At 39.9% G+C, this 20504-nt stretch carries 22 protein-coding genes; 13 read left to right on the top strand and 9 right to left on the bottom strand.

The window, feature by feature from the left end; genetic code table 11:
* The first annotated feature begins 22 nt into the window (after window positions 1-22).
* The 5 genes from JUI58_RS10215 to JUI58_RS10195 all read left to right on the top strand — a co-directional run bounded on the left by JUI58_RS10215 (window position 23) and on the right by JUI58_RS10195 (window position 3816).
* Entirely contained in the window at window positions 23-538 is a 516-nt protein-coding gene (locus JUI58_RS10215; RefSeq protein ID WP_204103680.1) for a hypothetical protein, read from the top strand.
* Between the two features lie 123 nt (window positions 539-661).
* On the top strand, window positions 662-1423 hold the full coding sequence (locus JUI58_RS10210; RefSeq protein ID WP_204103679.1) for a sigma-70 family RNA polymerase sigma factor: 762 nt from the start codon (window positions 662-664) through the stop codon (window positions 1421-1423).
* Window positions 1424-1566: 143 nt separating this feature from the next.
* On the top strand, window positions 1567-2265 hold the full coding sequence (locus tag JUI58_RS10205; RefSeq protein WP_204103678.1) for an MBL fold metallo-hydrolase: 699 nt from the start codon (window positions 1567-1569) through the stop codon (window positions 2263-2265).
* Between the two features lie 62 nt (window positions 2266-2327).
* Window positions 2328-2873 carry a rhodanese-like domain-containing protein gene (locus JUI58_RS10200; RefSeq protein ID WP_204103690.1) on the top strand — a complete coding sequence of 182 codons (546 nt, stop codon included), beginning with the start codon at window positions 2328-2330 and terminating at the stop codon, window positions 2871-2873.
* 166 nt (window positions 2874-3039) lie between these two features.
* On the top strand, window positions 3040-3816 hold the full coding sequence (locus JUI58_RS10195) for a sulfite exporter TauE/SafE family protein (RefSeq protein WP_204103677.1): 777 nt from the start codon (window positions 3040-3042) through the stop codon (window positions 3814-3816).
* A gap of 11 nt (window positions 3817-3827) precedes the next feature.
* On the opposite strand, the gene JUI58_RS10190 is transcribed toward JUI58_RS10195, so the two are convergent.
* Window positions 3828-4556, bottom strand: a complete 729-nt coding sequence (locus JUI58_RS10190; protein WP_204103676.1) for an ABC transporter ATP-binding protein — start codon at window positions 4554-4556, stop codon at window positions 3828-3830.
* 262 nt (window positions 4557-4818) lie between these two features.
* Between JUI58_RS10190 and JUI58_RS10185 the strand changes: the two genes are divergently transcribed.
* From JUI58_RS10185 to JUI58_RS10175, 3 genes are all read left to right on the top strand, one after another.
* Window positions 4819-5460, top strand: coding sequence for a Uma2 family endonuclease (locus JUI58_RS10185; protein ID WP_204103675.1), 642 nt, complete (start codon window positions 4819-4821; stop codon window positions 5458-5460).
* A gap of 124 nt (window positions 5461-5584) precedes the next feature.
* On the top strand, window positions 5585-6379 hold the full coding sequence (locus JUI58_RS10180; RefSeq protein WP_204103674.1) for a hypothetical protein: 795 nt from the start codon (window positions 5585-5587) through the stop codon (window positions 6377-6379).
* A 115-nt stretch (window positions 6380-6494) separates the two neighbouring features.
* The gene (locus tag JUI58_RS10175) at window positions 6495-7100 is read left to right on the top strand and encodes a hypothetical protein (protein ID WP_204103673.1); all 606 of its coding nucleotides are present in this window, start codon (window positions 6495-6497) and stop codon (window positions 7098-7100) included.
* Between the two features lie 19 nt (window positions 7101-7119).
* Here JUI58_RS10175 and JUI58_RS10170 read toward each other — a convergent pair whose 3' ends face one another.
* Window positions 7120-8613 carry a protein kinase gene (locus JUI58_RS10170; protein ID WP_204103672.1) on the bottom strand — a complete coding sequence of 498 codons (1494 nt, stop codon included), beginning with the start codon at window positions 8611-8613 and terminating at the stop codon, window positions 7120-7122.
* Between the two features lie 201 nt (window positions 8614-8814).
* Here JUI58_RS10170 and JUI58_RS10165 point away from each other — a divergent pair, with 201 nt between their 5' ends.
* Window positions 8815-9117, top strand: a complete 303-nt coding sequence (locus tag JUI58_RS10165; protein ID WP_204103671.1) for a hypothetical protein — start codon at window positions 8815-8817, stop codon at window positions 9115-9117.
* Between the two features lie 109 nt (window positions 9118-9226).
* Here JUI58_RS10165 and htpG read toward each other — a convergent pair whose 3' ends face one another.
* Both htpG and JUI58_RS10155 read right to left on the bottom strand, forming a co-directional pair.
* Complete coding sequence (htpG, locus tag JUI58_RS10160) at window positions 9227-11194, bottom strand: molecular chaperone HtpG (RefSeq protein ID WP_204103670.1); 1968 nt, start codon at window positions 11192-11194, stop codon at window positions 9227-9229.
* Window positions 11195-11344: 150 nt separating this feature from the next.
* Complete coding sequence (locus tag JUI58_RS10155) at window positions 11345-12472, bottom strand: PIN/TRAM domain-containing protein (RefSeq protein ID WP_204103669.1); 1128 nt, start codon at window positions 12470-12472, stop codon at window positions 11345-11347.
* A 214-nt stretch (window positions 12473-12686) separates the two neighbouring features.
* On the opposite strand from JUI58_RS10155, the gene JUI58_RS10150 reads away from it, so the two are divergent.
* Window positions 12687-13463, top strand: a complete 777-nt coding sequence (locus tag JUI58_RS10150; protein ID WP_204103668.1) for a class I SAM-dependent methyltransferase — start codon at window positions 12687-12689, stop codon at window positions 13461-13463.
* On the opposite strand, the gene JUI58_RS10145 is transcribed toward JUI58_RS10150, so the two are convergent.
* Window positions 13450-14022, bottom strand: a complete 573-nt coding sequence (locus JUI58_RS10145; protein ID WP_204103667.1) for a TetR/AcrR family transcriptional regulator — start codon at window positions 14020-14022, stop codon at window positions 13450-13452. The two genes, JUI58_RS10150 and JUI58_RS10145, sit on opposite strands and share 14 nt — an antisense overlap.
* 117 nt (window positions 14023-14139) lie before the next feature.
* On the opposite strand from JUI58_RS10145, the gene JUI58_RS10140 reads away from it, so the two are divergent.
* Both JUI58_RS10140 and JUI58_RS10135 read left to right on the top strand, forming a co-directional pair.
* Complete coding sequence (locus JUI58_RS10140; RefSeq protein WP_204103666.1) at window positions 14140-14763, top strand: glutathione S-transferase; 624 nt, start codon at window positions 14140-14142, stop codon at window positions 14761-14763.
* Window positions 14764-14839: 76 nt separating this feature from the next.
* Window positions 14840-15445, top strand: a complete 606-nt coding sequence (locus JUI58_RS10135) for a pyridoxamine 5'-phosphate oxidase family protein (protein ID WP_204103665.1) — start codon at window positions 14840-14842, stop codon at window positions 15443-15445.
* Window positions 15446-15549: 104 nt separating this feature from the next.
* On the opposite strand, the gene JUI58_RS10130 is transcribed toward JUI58_RS10135, so the two are convergent.
* A complete protein-coding gene (locus JUI58_RS10130; RefSeq protein WP_204103664.1) occupies window positions 15550-16281 on the bottom strand; it encodes a Bax inhibitor-1 family protein in 732 nt (243 codons plus the stop codon).
* A 371-nt stretch (window positions 16282-16652) separates the two neighbouring features.
* Here JUI58_RS10130 and JUI58_RS10125 point away from each other — a divergent pair, with 371 nt between their 5' ends.
* Complete coding sequence (locus JUI58_RS10125; RefSeq protein ID WP_204103663.1) at window positions 16653-16988, top strand: hypothetical protein; 336 nt, start codon at window positions 16653-16655, stop codon at window positions 16986-16988.
* Between the two features lie 38 nt (window positions 16989-17026).
* Here JUI58_RS10125 and JUI58_RS10120 read toward each other — a convergent pair whose 3' ends face one another.
* The 3 genes from JUI58_RS10120 to JUI58_RS10110 all read right to left on the bottom strand — a co-directional run bounded on the left by JUI58_RS10120 (window position 17027) and on the right by JUI58_RS10110 (window position 20504).
* Window positions 17027-18271, bottom strand: coding sequence for a WD40 repeat domain-containing protein (locus JUI58_RS10120; protein WP_204103662.1), 1245 nt, complete (start codon window positions 18269-18271; stop codon window positions 17027-17029).
* 159 nt (window positions 18272-18430) lie between these two features.
* Window positions 18431-19867: an FAD-binding domain-containing protein gene (locus tag JUI58_RS10115; protein WP_204103661.1), complete on the bottom strand. Its 1437-nt coding sequence runs from the start codon at window positions 19865-19867 to the stop codon at window positions 18431-18433.
* A gap of 43 nt (window positions 19868-19910) precedes the next feature.
* Complete coding sequence (locus JUI58_RS10110; RefSeq protein ID WP_204103660.1) at window positions 19911-20504, bottom strand: hypothetical protein; 594 nt, start codon at window positions 20502-20504, stop codon at window positions 19911-19913.

Raw genomic sequence — 20504 nt, 5'->3', positions numbered from 1 at the left:
TTTTCTCGATAGGAAATTACACATGAATCAAAACAAATTCGATCGCTATTTCGTAGACGAAGAAAGACCAATTTTAGGAGAAGGCAGAAAAGGAAAACACCGAAGGCGATTAGATATTGTTGTTGAATGTAGCATTTTTCAACCAAGATTAGAGTATATTTTTGAAGCAAAGCGATTGCGTAAAAATAGTTGTCCAATTGGTGAATATACAGGAGAAGATGGATTACAGCGCTTTATTAATGGTATATATGCCTCTGAATGTCCTGAAGCTGCAATGATTGCTTATATTCAAAGTGATGATTGCGATCGCTGGGAAAAACAACTAAAAGGAAAATTTGATAAAGATTCAGAAAATATTCTCAAAATCAAACAAAAACTGCAACGAGTTATCGTGATAGAAGATATTCCTTATGAATGGTTGAGCGAACATGAAAGAGCTACAGGAAAGCCAATATTAATCCATCACATTTTTCTGGATTGTTCAGGATCAGTATTTTTGCGGATGCGATCGCGATCGCCCTCTGAGATTTCCGTATAACAACGATGGTGGAAAGGTCGCAAAATTTCCACAATGAACGTGAGAGTCATAAGTGGATGCACCCATTTTGGAGCAATTTCCAACAATTAGGTGCTTATACTTACTAGCCAATGTAATTGAGTAATGACACATTCTGCCCTGCGAACTCGCGATATTGAACTATTGGTCGCCTACTCCCGCGATCGCTCCCTAAACTTGCGAAATGAATTGATTGAGTTAAATAGCGGCCTCGTCCGCAAAGTGGCTCATCAACTCTGTCGTCAGTGTAACGAACCCTATGAAGATTTGGAGCAAACGGGATATTTAGGGTTGATCCGAGCGATCGATCGCTTCGATCCCAAACAAGGCCGAGCTTTTAGTTCTTTTGCACTGCCTTACGTTCGCGGCGAAATCCTGCATTATTTACGAGATAAGGGGACAATTATCAAAATTCCCCGTCGTTGGCAAGAACTCCACGGGCGATCGCAGAAAGTTAGCAAACAATTGCGGACGGAACTGGGACGCATTCCCGAAGATAGCGAAATTGCCCAATCTCTCGGGGTATCTCTGCAAGAATGGCGAGAGTGCAAAATGGCGGTCAAAAATCGCCTATTGCTCAGTTTAGATGCCACGGTAACGCGGCAGGTAGACTCGAATATTACTTTGGCGGATACGTTAGCTGATGTTAGTATTACCTTTCATCGAGAGCAACGAGAAGAATGCTCGCAATTAATGAATGCGATCGACCAGTTGGAGGAGAAGACGCAAACTGCCCTCGAGTTGGTCTTTCTCAAAAATTTGACCCGTAAGGAAGCCGCTAAAAAAATTGGTATCAGTCCCATGACAGTGACCCGTTATGTCGATCGCGGCATTCAACAGCTAGAAAGATTATTACAAGTGGCTTGAATCGTTATCGTGCGGGTATCTTGCCCGCTAGTGTTTCAATGGGTCAGTCCCGAAAGGTAAAGATTCATTTTTTTTGATGCCAATATTCTTATATGGTGATATATTGAAATTAAGAACCCCACTACAAACTAAGAGGGAGAAAAATGCTATTTCGTCAACTCTTTGACAGGGAAACCTATACCTATACTTATCTCATCGCCGATCGCGGGACGGGAGATGCGGCTCTTGTCGATCCCGTCTTGGAACAGGTCGATCGCGATCTCAAACTGATTGAGGAATTGGGGCTAGTTCTACGCTATGGCTTAGAAACCCATATTCATGCCGATCACATCACCGGAACCGGAAAACTGCGAGAACTTACTGGGTGTCAGGGGATCGTCCCAGATAATGCCAATGTAGCCTGTGCAGATCGACATATAAAAGATGGAGAAATTCTCCAACTGGGGACAATTGAGATCGAAGCGATCGCCACCCTTGGACATACTGACAGCCATTTGGCCTATCTCGTCAATGGCGATCGGGTTTTAACCGGAGATGCCTTATTTATTCGAGGGTGCGGGCGTACTGATTTTCAAAGTGGTGATGCCGGAATACTTTATGATGCCGTCACGCAACGGCTATTTACCCTACCAGAGGAAACCCTCGTCTATCCCGGTCACGACTATCGCGGGCAAACCATGTCTGCGATCGGAGAAGAAAAGCAGTTTAATCCTCGTTTTGTCGGACGCGATCGCGATGATTTTATTGCCTTTATGAAAGACTTAAATCTTGCCAATCCGAAAAAGATGATGGAAGCTGTTCCCGCTAATAAACACTGTGGTAAAAGCAATTTTGCTGCCTAAATGTACTTGATTTTTGGGATTTTTACCATTTTTTCTACAAACACAAGGAAACTAAAATAATGATGACAACCGATCGAGAATCAACCTCAAACATTACAGAAATTGCACCTTCTACGCTGCAACAATGGTTAGATCAAGACCTAGTAACACTGGTTGACGTGCGCGAACCTTCTGAATATGCTGGAGAACATATTTCTGGGGCAAAACGGATTTCTCTATCTACTTTCGATCCGAGTGAAGTCCCTCAAGAACAAGGCAAAAATCTCGTTTTATACTGTCGAAGTCAAAGTCGTTCCCAACAAGCTGCAAAACAGTTACTCGCCGCAGGCTGGACAGAAATTTACGAGCTTAAAGGAGGAATTAATGCTTGGAAAGCAGCCAATTATCCTCTAAAAGTCAATAAAAATGCACCCATTAGTATGATGCGTCAAGTGCAGATTGTCGCAGGATCGTTAGTTTTTACTGGCACGCTTTTAGGCGCATTTGTATCTCCCTGGTTTTTAATTCTCAGTGGTTTTGTTGGGGCTGGCTTGGTTTTTGCGGGAGTTAGCAATACCTGTGCAATGGCAATGTTACTGGCCAAACTTCCCTATAATCAACGAGTTTAAGAAACCCTAGTTTTTTGTAGATATAACTTACGCATTAGCGGGCAATATTCCGCACTACTATAACGACAGAATACAGTAGTGGGAGCGTCTCGCTCCCTAGTTGTGTAAGTCCTAAAAACCAATCTACATCACCTTTAAAATTCACCTTTTCAAAAAAGTTAATATCATGTTTATTCTGATTTTCGGCTATATTTTAGCCGTTGGGATTGGATTGAGTTTGGGATTAATTGGCGGTGGTGGCTCAATTCTGGCTGTGCCAATTTTAGTTTATGTGATGGGAGTCGGCATCAAAGAAGCGATCGCCATGAGTTTATTTATCGTGGGAACAGTGAGTTTAGTTGGTGCAATTCCTCATTGGTTTCAAGGCAATGTTAATTTAAAAATTGTTGCTTTATTTGCTCCTGCTGCCATGCTTGGAGCTTATTCTGGCGCTCGTCTTGCGGCATTACCTTTCATTACAGAAACTATCCAATTAGTTTGTTTTGGAGTCGTAATGATTATAGCAAGTGTTCTGATGATTAGTCAGAGTCGAAAAACCCCCAAAGAAGATAGCCAAAAACAGCCCCCAAAATCCCATTATGGATTGCCAAAATGGTTAGCTATTCCTCTTGAAGGATTAGGAGTAGGAGTATTAACTGGATTTGTTGGTGTGGGGGGAGGATTTGCCGTTATTCCTGCATTAGTTCTCTTGGGAGGAATTCCCATGAAGGAGGCGATCGGTACATCTTTGCTTGTCATTGCGTTGAAATCTGTGACGGGTTTTTGGGGATATATCGATCAAACCGTTCTAGATTGGACATTGATGTTATCTTTTACTGTTGCTGCTAGTTTTGGTACGATCGCCGGTGCCTATTTAACCAAAAATATCGATAGTAAACACTTACAAAAAGGTTTTGGTTATTTTGTTCTTGCTATTGCTGTTCTCGTTTTAGTTAAACATTGATTGATGTTGGTTTAACCTACTATTAAAGAGTAAGGTACTTCTAGCCCATTTGCTTCCATGAGAGTGCGATCGCTTAAAATATCTTTGGGTTTGCCATCTGCGAGAATTGTACCTTGATTGAGCAGGAAAATGCGATCGCAAACCTCAAGGAGTAATTCGAGATCGTGGGAAGAAATTAAGATAGTTTCTCGAGACTGCTGAATAAATTTTATCAGACGACGGCGGGCGCTTAAATCGAGGTTAGCGCTAGGTTCATCATAGAGGATGAATTGGGGACGCATCGCAAGGATGGAAGCGATCGCAACCATACATTTTTCCCCTCCTGATAGTTCGTGAGGAATGCGATCGCGGAGTGGGAAAGTTCCTGTCAAGTTCAATGCTTCTTGGACGCGCATTTTAATTTCTGAGGGAGATAAACCCATATTTTCTACCCCAAAGGCCACATCATCCCACACGGAAGCACAAAAAAGCTGATCGTCTGGGTTTTGAAAAACAAAGCCAATTTCTGGGCGAAATTCTTTGGCTTTAACAGATTGACCAAATAAGTCAATTTGTCCGTTTTGAGGGGCTAAAATACCGCAAATGGATAAGAATAAAGTGGTTTTTCCGGCACCATTGGGACCGATCGCCCCGACTCTTTCTCCTAGTTGAATTTGGAGGTTTAAATCTTGCCAGATCGCAGGGCGATCGGGATAAGTAAAGGTAAGATTAGTAAGAGTGAGTGCAGTCTTTTGAATCATTAACAGCAAAAACAAGTTTTAACGATGGGTGTGAAGCGAATTCTCAAAATCTATGGTGGTTCTCTGGCGATCGCCTATTTTAGTTTTAATTGATTATCGCGGCTTTGGTTTGAGTGAGGGAGATTTTCCCAGTAAATCTCGATTATATCAAGATGCTGAGGCAACATGAAATTATTTAACCCAAATGCAGCAAATTCCACCAGAACAAACTATAATCTACGTTAGTTTAAAACTACTAAAGAGATAGGGAGGAAAATTAAATATGATTGTAGTCCCTCAACCCAAAGAAAAAGATGCTCATTTAACCTTATCGGGAGTAACATGGCAAACTTTTAAAACCCTTTTAGCAGAAATTGGCGAAGATCGGGCTTGTCGAATAACTTATAATGAAGAAGTCTTAGAGTTTAGAATGCCGTTGCAAGAACATGAAAAACCCAAAATCCTCCTTGGAAGTTTCATTGAAGGAATTGCAGATGAGTTAGAGATAGAAGTGATGCAGTTGGGTTCATGGAGTTTAAAACGAGAAGATTTACGAAGTTTTATCGAACCAGATACCTGTTTTTACATTCAAAATGAGTCGAGAGTCAGAGGAAGAACAATTAATCTCGATCGCGATCCTCCTCCAGATTTAGCGATCGAATCAGATTATACCCATTCATCAATTAACAAACAATCTATTTATGCTGCTTTGGGAATTCCTGAATTATGGCGCTACAGTCAACGAACTTTGTTTGTTTATCATTTAATTGCTAATAGTTATCAACAACAGGAGGAAAGTTTGGCTTTTCCTTTTTTACCGATTGCAGAAATTCCTGATTTTATCGAACAAAGCGATCGCCTTGGACAGAGATCGGCAGTTCGTTTGTTTCGTCAGAGAATTCGAGAGATATTGAATGAACAATGAGTAAGGCGATCGCATCTCCTCTCTATTCTACATCGCAGGATTAGCGCAACGATCGCATTTCTCTAGCCTTGTAGTTTTTTATCGATACAGTTATAATTGCGTTGTCCTAAAACAAACAGAATTTATGAAACGGGTTATCTCTTTGGTTATTTATGGGATTGTCGGTGGCATCATCTTCGGTTTAACTTTTTCCCTAATTGTACCATCGCTTGTTGGAATGCTGAGTAATGTAACCGCACTTCCTTCATCTCTAATCGAACCGCTTTTATTTATCATCTTGTTGTTTGAAATTCTTTTTAGATTTTTAGATTTTCTTGCCTTCCCTTCTCTCAAGTTTATTCCCACTAATCCCGAATCTTGCAATTTCTTAGATCGAGAGCAAATGGATAGCTATACAATCGATTTAGAAAGATTGGGGTTTATGCAACTGATGGATTATTCTTGGTCGTCCAATCAAGCATTTTCAAGATTTCTCGTTCATCCGCAACAATACTGTTTTGCTGAAATTGTTCAATTAAAAAATAAGCCTGTATTTTACACTATTGATAGTCATTTAACACAAAATTGGTTATTAAGCATCATAACACATAAACCCAGTTCTGCTAGTTATGTATTAGCCCTTACACCGAGACATTTAATTAAATATGTTATTAGTATTGAAAATTCTTCTCCTTCCTTTCTTTTCCAATCTTTATTACAATGGAGAAAGCAAGTTATGTCAGATTTAAAAATCGATCTGGTAGAAAATTTAACAATTGAATATCACTTGGAAGGCCAGCATCAGATAAGAAAAGAACAAAAAAGAGCATTGTTAAAAAGAAGCGTAATAGTTGCTCGTATAAAAATGTTAATATTTTCCTTGAATCCAAAAACAGAATGGTTGGGAGATTATGAAAAATCGCGAAAAAAGTTGCAATAACTGCACCTCATTCTCTATTATTTTAACATCTCCCTGCTTTAAAAAGACGAGGATTCTATAGTATTCTAGAGCATCGATTGCAAGAGTGTTTAGAGCAACTTAATTATTAAAACCCATGAACGTTCTCGATTTTAATCGCGAATACACCTTCAGCAAAATCTTTGAATTGAACGCGGAAGTCGATGAAATCCTCGCAGATTTTGGGTATTCATTCTCACAAGAAAAACTCGCTTTGCCACAATATAGCGGAGAACTCAAACGACTGCAAGACCTGCGCGATCGCATCGAAGATGTCTTACCGTTGGTCAACCTGACAACAGAATTAGCTCGGCGGGAAATCCTCATCGCTCCCGTTGTTGTAGAATTAGTACGTCAGACTCGAGCCAAACTACGAATAGAATACCCCCTGAAGGTATCCGAACAGTTGCAAGGTATTCTTGATTATCTACTGACGACCCAGATAAATCTACTCGTTATCGAGGCCAAACGAGAAAATTTAATCAACGGCTTCACACAACTTGCAGTAGAACTTATTGCCCTCGATCGCTGGGATCGCAGCGAGGGGAGTATTTTGTTTGGTGCAGTGACGACGGGGACAATCTGGGAATTCGGCAGACTCGATCGCGAGAAAAAACAGATCCAGCGTGGTCTAGAAAGCTACCGAGTTCCCGAAGATATCGAAACTCTCCTTCGCATTCTCCTACAAATTCTGACCTCTTAAGTTATTTATTTTTTTTGACTTAGGGATAAAAACGATCGGCAGAATCAGCAGGATTTTTGCTGGCATAAACGCAATAAGAATTGGGATTTCTCCGGCTATATTGTTGCAAAAAATTAGCACAGTCGCTTCGATTGGAAAAAGAAGCGGGATAAACCGAATAAAAAGATTTGCCAGACAAATTTGGATAATCGGGTATCCACAAATGATTTGCACCGTTATACCCTGAAGTCTTTAAATTCTGCACTTGATTTTGAGCATCGTTAATGGTAGCGTAAGCAGAATCTTGGATAATATAAAAACCTGAAGGTTGGGGAGGAACATTTGTCGTAGTAGGAGGTGAAAAAACAGGTTCAGGAGCAACAGGTTCAGGGACAACAATTGGTGTACTATTTAACTGATTTGATGGTGTAGTAATTGTTTCTTCTTGAACTGGGGAAGGGTCTGACGGAGAAGCAACAATTTCCTTTTCTTCGCTAACTTGAGATTGAGAAGATTCTGGCTGTGGAGAACGAGTTAAAACAAATCCCAACACAATACCAGCGCAAGCTAATCCACCGATCATTAAACTTCCTAATAAAATCGGCGTGGCATTATTCCTCTCTCGATCGCTTTTTGTTGGAGTTGTAACAACAGTTTGAGAGGAAGACTGAACGGAAGGAATAGAGGTTACAGTGGGAGCAATAGGAACTGTTTTTGACTGTAAGGATTCTAACATTTCTCTAGCAGCAGAAAAGCGATCGCGAACATGAGATTTTATTGCTTTATCTAAGATATTTCCTAAACTCGGACTGACATTTACAGCAAATTCTCGCCAAACAATTTCTCCCGTTCGCGGATCGGTGGCCAACTCTTGGGGAATTTTTCCAGTTAACAAATAAATTGCCGTTAGTCCCAAGGAATAAAGATCGCTGGAAAAAACAGGTCTGCCTATTCCTTGTTCTGAAGGCATAAATCCGGGTGTTCCAATAACAATTGAACTGGTGGGAGTTCCCGATGGTGTTACTACCGTTCCCATTGTTTCCCGAACTGCCCCAAAATCAATCAAAACGGGTTTGCGATCGGCACTTCTAACAATAATATTATTGGGTTTAATGTCGCGATGAATGATACCGCGATCGTGAATATAATTCAAAGTAGGCAATAAGTTAATCAGTAAATCGCGAACGTGACTTTCGCTAAAAATTCCTTGTTGTTGCAATTGTTGATTTAGCATTTCTCCCTGAATATATTCTTGCACTAAATAAAACCTTTCTTCTAATTCAAAATACGCATAAAGAGAGGGGATTTGAGATTGTCCTTCTCCTAAATCTTCCAAAATTATCGCTTCTCGTTGAAATCTCTCTTTTATCATTTCATACGCTTGAGAATCGTCGGTAACGGGTTTCAGTTGCTTAATGACACAACGACGCTTGGTCGGAGAATCCAGATCTTCTGCAAGGAAAGTTTCCCCAAATCCCCCACTGCTTAGAGGGTGTAAGGTTCGATAACGATTTTTTAAGATTTCGGGTATCATGGCGATCGCAATTTTTCAAATACTTTTGTTCTGATTTTTCTGTTGGCTTCTCTATTCTACAATTTTGTTGGATTAGCGCGATCGTTATTATTTAAGAATACTTTAATATTAAGAAATATTTCTGTATTCTGTGATGATCGAAAAATTAGCACTAAAATGCGAGAATGCGTATTCTGTGATTTTTTAAAGTGTGGAAGCAATATGAAACTCAATACAATTCTCTCATTTTCTGTGGCTGCTTTGTTAGCTATGGGGATGAGCTTACCCGCTAAAGCTGAAAATGTTTGTGAAGTGACCGATCCGACAGGTACACCTTTAAATGTACGAGATAGTCCTAATGGTCGTGTCGTCAATGCCCTGCGGAATGGCCGAGAAGTCTATATCATTGAAATTGCCTACGATCGCAAAAACCGGCCTTGGGCAAAAATTGGAGGCTATTATCAAGGAGAATATAGAATCTGGGGGTGGGTTTTTAGAGAGTTTATTAGTTGTTACGATCGCTAGTCTGCATTACCAACATAACAAATTCTTTTTACTGTTGTGCAGTAAAACCCTATAAAAAAGGGTGCAGTTGTTGCACCCCATTTGTTCTATAAAACTCAACTTTCAAATCTTACAATCGCTCTGTCACTTGAGTTAAGAGTGTATTCGATCGCTCAATAAATGCCTTCATATTATTCGCATCAAAAGGCTTTTGAGAAATCAAAGCCAGATCGTAAATATGTTGACACATTTGATTGACCAATTCTCCCGTTTTCGAGATACCTTCACCCTCGACGATCGCACCTTGAGAAAGATTCACCAAATTTTGTACCATTGGGTGAGCAACATTCACCAATAAAGTGTGCATATCGGGAAAATCAACCGACTTTTGTTGCAATAATGCCGTCATTTCTTGAATGCGTCGCATCTCTTCCGGTACAATCACCATTGCGGGAGGAGTACCTTGGAGATCGTCAGATTTAAGAGATTTTGTCTGAATGGTAATGCTTTTGTTATTAAGCGCTTTCTCAAACAGTTCTTTCACCAACTCACTGCGAGTTTTATTGGTCTTCGGATCGACAATTTCTGATTTTTCCTCCTCAATTAAAGTTTGATCTAAATCTGAATCAACCCGCAAGAATTTAACATCAGTGTATTCTCGTTCGAGGAAAGGAATAAAATAATTAGTATCAATGAAAGAGTCCATAAACAGGACTTCTAAACCTTGATTTTTGTACAGTTCCACATAAGTCGCTTGGGAACCCGTATCGGTGCAGTAAAAGACGCGATTTTCGTTTTTTTCCTTGTTCCGTTCCAAGTAATCCTTTAATGTGGTATAACCATCGTTACTCGAGCTTGGGTCTGCATCTTGCCAAGCATCTCCCTCTTCTGTTTGTACCTCTACTTTAGGGGTTTCTTCGCTTTTCTTGTCTTCTAAGGTACTTTTGAAGATAATAATATCCTCAACTTGTTTCTTGAACTTTTCATCCTTGAGAGAACCAAACTTGACAAATGTTCCCACATCTTCCCAACAACGAACGTACTCACTGCGGTTTTCTCCATACATCGCTTTGAGGCGATCGCCAATCTTTTTAGAGATAAAATCGGTAATGCGACGCACTGTGCGATTATTCGTTAAAGCACTGCGAGAAACATTGAGAGGAATATCCGTACTATCAATTACCCCGCGTAAAGGTCGCAAGAATTCTGGGATAATTTCATCGCAGCGATCGCTAACAAAAACCTGATTGCAGTAGAGTTTAATTTGTCCTTTATTAACGTCTACATCCGGTTTAATGGGAGGGAAATAGAGAATACCATTGAGAACAAAAGGATAGTCGGTATTGAGATGAACCCAAAGCAAAGGATCTTCTTGGAAAGGGTAGAGATAGCGATAGAATTCCAAATAATCCTCATCGCTCAAATTTTGTGCCGATTCTTTCCAAGGTGCCTTTTGTTGATTAACCTGTTCTTCACCTAACTTAATCGTAACAGGCATAAAGTCACAGTAAGTTTTAACTAACTGCTTGATCCGTTCTTCTTCGAGATACTCTGTTTCCTCTTCCATCATGGTCAGAGTAATCGTTGTTCCCGGTTCTGTACGGGAGGAATCTGTTAACTCAAACGCAGGAGAACCATCACAAGACCAATGTACTGCTTGAGAACTGGAACGATGAGAGAGAGTGTCAATTTCTACCTGTTTGGCCACCATAAAAGTAGAGTAAAAACCCAAACCAAAATGACCGATAATTTGTTGATTGGGGTCTTTTTGATATTTCTCAACAAACTCTTCAGCACTTGAGAAAGCAACCTGGTTAATATACTTCTTGACTTCCTCTGCGGTCAAACCGATGCCATTATCAGAAACAGAGAGAGTTTGCTTCTCTTTGTCAATTTTAATCTCGATTTGCGGTTCTGGTAATTCTCCATCAATTTCCCCTGCGTAGGATACCATCTTTAGTTTTGAGATCGCATCCACGCTATTCGAGATTAATTCCCGCAAGAAAATCTCGTGATCGGTGTAGAGAGATTTCTTGATAATGGGAAAAATATTCTCTGTATGGATTGTAATATTGCCTTGTTCGAGTACAGTTGTCATAATTGTCTCTAATTGTAAATGTGGGGTTACTTGTAACTTATTGTGGATGATTTTTGTCTATTATGGCGTAGCAATTTCCCCCATTAGGAATGCGGATATCCGATATCTCAATGCAAGCGATCGCCAATTCATGTTGATTATTTATGCAAACTAGGAATTGGTTGTTAAATTTTTCTTGCTACTGACCTTCTTTTCTCCGTTTCCTTTTTCCCAGTCTTCCAGTTTTGCAAAAATCATGCGACCTGCGGAAGTTTGCAATGCAGAGGTGACTACCGCACGAATTTCACTCCCGATGTGTTTGTGGCTTTCTTCTACAACAACCATTGTACCATCTTCGAGATAGCCAACTCCTTGATCGGGTTCTTTTCCTGGTCTAATGACTTTAATTTCTAAAGTATCCCCTGGTAAATAAATGGGACGCAGCGATCGCGCGAGATCGTTAACGTTTAAAACCGGAACCTTTTGTAGATTGGCAACTTTGCTCAAATTATAATCATTGGTTAACAGAATGCCATTCAATTCTAAGGCAAAGCGTACCAATTTTGCATCTACCGTATTGATATCTTCGTAATCTTCCGAGTTGACGACAATGCGATCGGGATATCTTCCTTGCATTTGGTTCAAAATATCTAATCCCCTTCGTCCTCGAGTTCTCTTGCGATCGTTGGAAGAATCTGCTAGAAGTTGTAATTCTTGTAAAACAAATTGAGGAATAATAATCTGTCCTTCAATAAATCCAGTTTTTAATAGTTCTTCAATACGTCCGTCAATGATACAACTGGTATCTAAAACTTTACTAGAAGCAGGTTTGAGAGTACCTTCTGCAACCAATAGACTCTCAATACTATCGGGATTAATTAATCGTAAAAATGTGCGTCCGTGAGTATCAGCTAAACTTACTCCCAAGAAAGAAAACATAACACTTGCTAATATTGCAAAAGTTGGCTTGACAAAACTAAATCCTTGTGGTATGGGAAAAAAGAAAATAGGAGCAAGAATGAGATTTGCCAACAATAAACCCAACAATAAACCGACGGCTCTGGTTAGAATAACCTCTACGGGTTGGCGACGCACTCGAGCCTCGACGCGGTGATAGGTGGTTTGAGCCGTTAAACCCAGAGCCAAACCCACGATCGCACCAAAACCAGCAATAATAAAGCGAACGGCTTCGATATTGGTGACTTGTACGAGGACTTCGGGAGGAAGTAGATCGATCGCTTCGTAACCGACTCCAGCGACAGCAATGACGAAGATCCCGATAATGATGGCATCAAACATGATTCCGGTGAAAATTAAGATAAGGTATGAAAGCGATAAGATGAATTTTTGTTGGAATTGCGCGAACTCAGAACAAAAACAGATATAATCCTATTTACTTTACCTTACTTTTTGACATTTGGTAGTGCTTTTAGGTTGGCAATTATTTGCAATTATGGAGAAATCGATATTGCGATCGCATTAACTCTCACTCTTGCACTCAATTATTAAAACCATGAAGAAACAAAGAAAGAATGCTTGGGACGCAAATTTATACGATCAAGAACATGATTTTGTGGCTCAATACGGCACGGATGTTGTAGAATTATTAGCTCCAAAAAAGGGTGAAATTATTCTCGATCTCGGTTGTGGGACGGGATATTTAACTGAGGCGATCGCGGAAACAGGAGCAGAAGTTTTAGGGATTGACAGCGCACAAAGTATGATTACAGAAGCAGAGAAAAACTATCCGAAACTTAATTTTAAAGTCATAGATGGGGAAAAATTGCCCTTTAACGAGCAATTTGATGCGGTTTTTTCTAATGCGGCTTTACACTGGATGAAAAATGCAGAAGCAGTCGTTACAGGAATTTGGCGATCGCTGAAACCACAAGGGCGATTTGTGGCAGAATTTGGCGGAAAAGGGAATATAGAAACGATTGTGAAAGCGATCGACCTCGCTTTAGAAAAGACAGAATATACTGATAATATTACTCTCAATCCTTGGTATTTTCCCAGTATTGGCGAATATACAGGATTACTAGAAAAACAAGGATTTGAAGTTCGTTTGGCCATGTTATTCGATCGCCCAACTTCTTTAAAAGATACAGAAACAGGTTTGCAAAATTGGTTGAGAATGTTTGCCAATCCTTTTTTTAAAGATATTCCAGAAGAGAAAATTTTAGATATTTTGAGCGCGATCGAGCAAGAAACTCGCCCGCAATTATATCGAGATAATACCTGGCTTGCTGATTATCGTCGTCTGCGTATTATTGCCCTTAAGAAACCATAATCGAGTCTTTTTGGCTTCCTTCCAGTAGTTTTTCTGGTAATTCTGCAAGCATCTTTTCAAAAGGGAGTGTATCTCCCAAAACTTGCGTCACAATTAACCCTCCTTGTACTTGCATTACTGCTTCTTCTGCTCGCTGTTTAGCGCGATCGCAGCCGGCTTCTAAAAGGATTTTCTCTAAACACTCAACCCACTCCTGTAACGCACGTTTAACGGGTTCGCGAAACATACTCTCCTCCCCTCCCAAGGAAAATACAGCAATTAAACAAGCAGCTTGTCCGCGATCGTAAAACTGGTTTAATCCCTCGCACATTCCTCTCAAGCGATCGCGGGGAAGAGTATCTTCTTGTAAAGGTTTGAGAACAATTTCGCCAAACATTTGATATAAATGAACTAGCACAGCCTCTGCCATTTCTTGTTTACCTTTGGGAAAATGGTGATATAGACTAGCTTTTCCCAACCCTGTCATTTTGGAGATTAGCGAGAGGGTAGTTCCCTCATAACCATAGGTGCGAAAAACCTTAATTAGTTTCCGAATCGCCTCATCTCTGGAAGTTTGCATGATTTGGATGGAAATTTCTTCTTTGACCTATTGACATTGTACCGAACGTTCGGTAAATTAAAACTGTACCGAACGTTCGGTACAAAAAAAGCTCAATTATTTTTTGGAAATAGTCCCATGTTGAAACTCTACAGCCACGAACTTTCCGGGAATAGCTACAAAGTCCGCTTGATGCTCTCTGTATTAGGATTAGAACATGAGGTCATTCGGGTCGATCTGATGAGTGGAGAGCATAAAAAACCTGCATTCCTTACCATTAATCCTTTTGGACAAGTCCCTGTGCTTGTGGATGGCGAAACGGTTATTCAAGACGCACAAGCAATTCTCACTTATTTAGCGCGACGTTATGGGGGGGAAGATTGGTTTCCTAGCGATGCGATCGCCTCGAGTCAGATTGTCCGTTGGCTGTCTACTACAGCCGGAGAAGTGCGTCAGGGACCGGAAAATGCCCGTCTATACCACTTATTTGGCGTAAAAAGCATTAATATCGATCGCGCAACAGAGAAGGCGAAATATATTCTAACGTTATTAAACAAGTATTTAGAAACGCGATCGTGGCTAGAATTTGAACGTCCTACAGTTGCCGATATTGCCGTATTTCCCTATATTGCTTTAGCGGCTGATGGCAAGATATCTTTAGAAGAGTATCCTCATATTATCGCCTGGATCGAACGAGTTAAAAAGTTACCTGGTTTTGTGGGTACAATCGGGATTGATGCGCCTCAATTGCAACCTGCTTAATTCGAGTTTATTGGCAGAGATAATGGATAATCTCTGTTTTCTCTGCCTTTTTATAACTGATAATCCCTTTAAAATCATGCCTCGTAAATTTACTCAAATTGCCTTCACTCCTGCTGTAAAAGCATTTCAAGATCGTTATGGTTCTCGAGAAATGTATGCTCGTATGGAGGAAAGCGACCCAGAAAATAACACAATTATCCCCAAACTCGAAACATTTATTCAAGCGAGAGATAGTTTTTATCTTGGGACGAGAAATGAAAATGGTTGGCCGTATATTCAGTTTCGAGGTGGTCCCGTTGGATTTCTCAAAGTCCTCGATGAAAAGACCTTGGGATTTGCCGATTTTAGTGGAAATTGCCAGTATCTTACCATCGGTAATTTATCCGTTGACGATCGCATTTTTCTGTTTTTGATGGACTATGCCAATCGTCGCCGCTTAAAAATCTGGGGACGTGCTAAAGTTATTTTTGATGATCCAGAAACCATCAACAAATTAGCAATACCAGAATATAATGCCGAAGTCAAAAGAGGATTTTTGATTCAAGTTGAAGCATGGGATTGGAATTGTCCGCAACACATTCCCCATAAATATTCAGAAACCGAAGTTACAGAAATAATTGCTCCTTTGCAAGCACGTATTCTAGAATTAGAAGCGCGAGTGAAAGAACTAGAGAAGCAATAAAAATAGCTATAACATTGCTTAAAAAAATAACTAAAAAATTAGGGAGGTTTTGCGATCGCAAAACCTCCCCGAACTTGTTTTATAACCGATCTAACCGCCTAAATCTAGTCGCGACTGCCACCACTTAAAATGATGATGAGACGTAACAGAAAAATAAACAAATTGATGTAGGTTAAATACATCGATAAAGCTGCTGAGAGATACTGTTCGTCCCGATAAGCGCGAGGAAGAACGTAGAAATCAACAACCGCAGCACCCGCAAAAATAAACACCCCAGCAGCCGAAATTGCTACTTCTAAAAAGGTCGGTGTACCGAATCCAAATAAAGAGAGGCCGAGTTGTGCCACTAAGACAACAATGAGGGCAATCATACCAATCCGCACGGTTTTCATCAGTGCCATACCGTCGGTATCGGAAAGATTAGAGCCAATACTTCGCGCTGCAATAAAGGTGACACCGCACCCAAAAGCGGCGATGCAAACACCTTGAATTCCTGACGACGAACTTAGGGCAATCCAGACCAGTCCACTGAGGGTATAACCAGATAACAGGCTATAGACGCTCAACAGGGGTAAAGCAAAATTATTATTTTCCTTTTCAGCAATACCGCGCACGACAAAGAAAAGAGCGAATTCGACAATAATTGCTAGCCAAAAAGTCGTGAGAAATGTAGCAGGATTGGTGTTGAGAACCCCTAAACCGCCATAAGTACCGATCGCCGTGAGAATCAAGCCACCACCAACATAAGGCAGGGCATTAGCAACGACATTAGGGCCAACAAGGTCTTGCTTGCCAGCTTTCCGCATTGCATCAATGAAATTGCTTGAGTTTGCCATAGCCAGTTCTAAAAAATAATGTTTGATAACCAATACGTTTATTGTATCGCGACTTCTTAAAGACGGGAGATGAGGAATACCGAATGATTTAGATGCCCTTACCCTGCATCTCCAACCCTTGTCAACCATTAAGATGCACTCTAATTTCTACTAAATTTAGATGCGTTTACCTTGGCACTCTCGGTTTTTGAGTGCTAATTAAATCCGGAATTTTTCTTTTGAGAACAGATAGAGATGTTAGCAGTCTTAAGGCTAGAGTGCTAATAAAAAAGAAGGCTAAAACATCAAAAAATGTTACATTTTATACCCACAAAATAAAATAAGAATTTAGAATGAGGGAAAGTCAACCATGAGTTAATTAAGTCTAGGCTATGTCTTATTCATTTGATATTATTGGTGTTAGTCCCATCATTCAGTTTTTTCAGCATCAACAGCAAGTCGAACGAACTCCTCATCGGAGTAAAGCCTATTTGGGTAGCTATAATTGCACCCTAGATAGTTTTATCGATTCTACAGAAATGGTTTGCCAAAAACCAGATTGGGACTGGGATAATGTCGTCAGGGAGATCGTTAATTTTTGGCTCAAACATGAAGACAAAATTCAACAGTGGAAACTCGAACTCGATCACATCAAAGGGGATAATTTGATTATCGGTAGGGTTGCAAATGTTGATCGCTTGCGCCAAGAATTTGAGTCTCTTTTTTAGGAAATAAGTTTTGAGGAAATCAAAGCAAAAGCATTAAATTACTGAAGTGCGATCTTTTTCAGATTTTGCCAAATCTGGATGCTTTTATCGGCGCTACTGCTAACGAGAATTTTGCCTGTAGGATGGAAAGCAAGAGATAAAATATCGGCAGAATTATCTTTAAGTTCGACAATTTTTTGACCTGTTTTAACTTGCCAAAGAATAATAATGCCATTCCAACTACCACTGGCTAGAATTTCCCCATCGGGACTAAAAGCGAGGGAAGAAATGCGATCGCCATGACCGAGTAAAATCAAAGGAACTTCCTGTGTATCTAGGATCCAAATTCCTATTGTACAATCGTATCCTCCTGTTGCCATAAGTTTGCCATCGGGACTAAAAACTACTGTTAAAATGGCAGAATTCATCTTTAGCGATCGCATTAATTTTCCAGTTTGAATCTGTCGCAAACGCACATTAGATTCAAGTCCACCACTCGCAAAAGTTTTGCCATCTGGATTTAAAGCAAGGGTATAAATTTTCTGGCCATATCCTTTCAGTGTATTGATTTCTTTGCCTGTATTACTATCCCAAAGTTTAACAGTTTTATCCCAACTCCCACTTGCAATTATAGTTCCATCGCGACTAAAGGTAATACAGGAAACAACATCGGAATGACCAGAAAACATTCCTCCTAAAGTACGAAGGACATTCCCTTTCTTGAGATTCCAGAGTTTAATGGTGCGATCGCTACTACAACTAGCCAGAATTTTACCATCTGGACTAATAGCAAGATCGTTAACTTCTCCAGAATGACCTTTCAAGGTTTTAATGAGTTGATTCGATCGCATTGTCCAGAGTTTAATGGTGCGATCGCTGCTACAACTGGCAAAAAATTTCCCTTTGGGATCGATCGCGATCGCATTGACTTTTCCGTTATGTTTTTTAATAATATTAGTACGCTGCCAAATTGGTTTTCTTGAAGGAGATTGAGGTGTATCGGGAATATTATCTTCAGAAGGAGATTGAGGTGTATCGGGAATATTATCTTCAGAAGGAGATTGAGGTGTATCGGGAATATTATCTTCAGAAGGAGATTGTTTAACATTAACTTGGCCTGTTTTTAAGTGTTCGTAGGCTTCATTAATTTGTTTGAATTTTTCTTCAGCTTCCTGTTGATATTCTGGTGCATCGACAAAGCGATCGGGATGCCAAATTTTTGCCAGCTTGTGATAAGCCTGTTTAATTTCATCTGGAGATGCACCGGGTTTGAGTTCGAGAATTTCGTAATCGCGATCGCTCATGAAACATTGAACTTTAAGTTAATTCCTAGAATACCCTAAGAATCATTGAAAAACATCTCACCATCAAATTGCCGATTAGTTTTCTCTGAAAAGATTGGCTTAAATTCTCTAAGAAAGAATTTGGAATTTTTGAGGTTGATTGTTACATTTCTTCATACTTCATACTTTTCCATTCTCTTCTTTAATGTATTTATAAAGCGCTTTAAATTTACGTTGCTGTTGATTATGATCGACAATTGGAGCAGGATAACCGCAATACTGTAACTCTAAAGAGGGAATTTTTCCTGTTACTAAATACTCCGGATCGAAAGAACGTAATTCATTCACCCATTGACGAATATATTCTCCTTCTGAATCAAATTTCTTAGACTGACTGGCAGGATTAAAAATGCGTAATGGCTTTGGATCCATCCCACTAGAAGCACTCCATTGCCATCCTCCATTATTAGCAGCTAAGTCTCCATCGCACAACTTTTGCATAAAATACTTCTCTCCCCAACGCCAATCTATAATCAAATCTTTGGTTAAAAAATTGGCAACAATCATGCGACATCGGTTGTGCATCCATCCAGTTTCATTGAGTTGGCGCATAGCCGCATCAACGATAGGATAACCTGTTTTTCCTTCGCACCATGCCTGAAAATATTCCTCGTTATTTTCCCAAGGAAAATGTTTAAATGTCTCGCGATATGCCCCTTCTGCAAGTTCGGGAAAAAAGTATAAAGCATGGTGATAAAACTCGCGCCAAGCTAACTCTTGTTGCCAGGTTTGTACATTTTTTCGTGCTTCATCACTGCGACAATTTTCATAAGCAATTTGTGCAGTTTGCCAAATTGTACGAATACCGATCGCGCCAAATTTTAAGGCTGCACTCAGTCGCGATGTACCATCGATAGCGGGAAAATTTCGCTGTTCTTGATATTCGTATAAAACAGAATTACAAAATTCTTCTAACCTCTCTTTAGCTGCTTTTTCTCCAGGTTCTAAAATAAATCCATTTTCCCAAGGATAACCTAAATCTTGCGCTGTGGGTAAGGCGATCGCGCCTGCTGCTCGGGCTGCTATTTCTTCCGCTTCAGTTAATCCCAATAACCGTTCTAAGGGCTGACAAGGTTCGTATTTTTTCTGTTTAAGCCAATTCTTCCAAAATGGTGTATAAACCGTATAAGGCTTCTCTGCTCCTGTTTGAATTGTACCTGGTTCGTGTAATAATTTATCCCAATAAGTTTTAACTTCTATACTTCGATCTTCTAAAATTTGTTGCAGTCGGCGATCGCGTTCTCTTGCATAAGGTTCAATATCTAAAGTCCAAAATATTTGTTGACAATTTAACGCTGAAGCGAGTTTAGGAATTGCGCGATCTGGTTCATCATAAAGGATAAGAAGTTGACTACCAAGTTGTTGATAACTTATTTGTAATTCCTGTAAGCAACCTAGCATATAAGCTACTCTTGCAGGAGCAATATCATCTCGTTTGAGAATATTGGGATCGAGACAAAAAACGCCAATGATCTTAGCACTAGATTCTCGTGCAGCACTCAATCCCAAATTATCCTCAACCCGTAAATCGCAACGATGCCAAAACAAAATACACATAATTTAAAAGTAATTAATAAGCAGTAATTAAGCAACTAAATTTTTAATTTTCTTCAGCTAAACTTTGTTGTATCCAACCTAAATAAAAATGATTCAGTAAATCCGTGCGATCGCGACCTGCTGGTGTAATTGTCGGTTCGACCAAAATTTCTGTTTGAATGTAGGGTTGTCTTTGTTTAATTTCTAATACTGCTAAACAGGCACGAGGTTGATTGTCTTCCGCATTAATTTCTGTTTTAGTTAAGGTAATACTTTGTACGACAATTGAATCGATCGCATCGGGATAGTCACTCGGAGATCGATAAGGATTAGGTTGAGAATTAGAATCAAAAGATTTCATCCATGCTTCTGAAGACAGCATAACAATCATAGGATAAATTCCTCGACCCCATGCTTGATAGAAAACTGCACCCAACTCGACTAAAACTTGACGACGTTGGACAGAATTATTAAAATCCGGTTCACTAGGAATCTCGAGAAATTGCCAGCGTCCTTCTGAATCTAAAACTTGTAATGTAGGGGGGAAATTCTCGATGGTTTCTTCCTCGCAAAATACCTGAATAATTTTCAATTCTTGTTTGATCGTGGCGATTAATTCATCATCAGAGATTGTGTCGCGATCGAGATTATCTAACAT

The sequence above is a fragment of the Spirulina sp. CCY15215 genome (genome assembly GCF_016888125.1).
Taxonomy (GTDB): Bacteria; Cyanobacteriota; Cyanobacteriia; order Cyanobacteriales; family Spirulinaceae; genus CCY15215.
The sequence above is the reverse complement of the archived record's forward strand: the minus strand, read 5'-3'. Positions and strand labels throughout refer to the sequence as shown.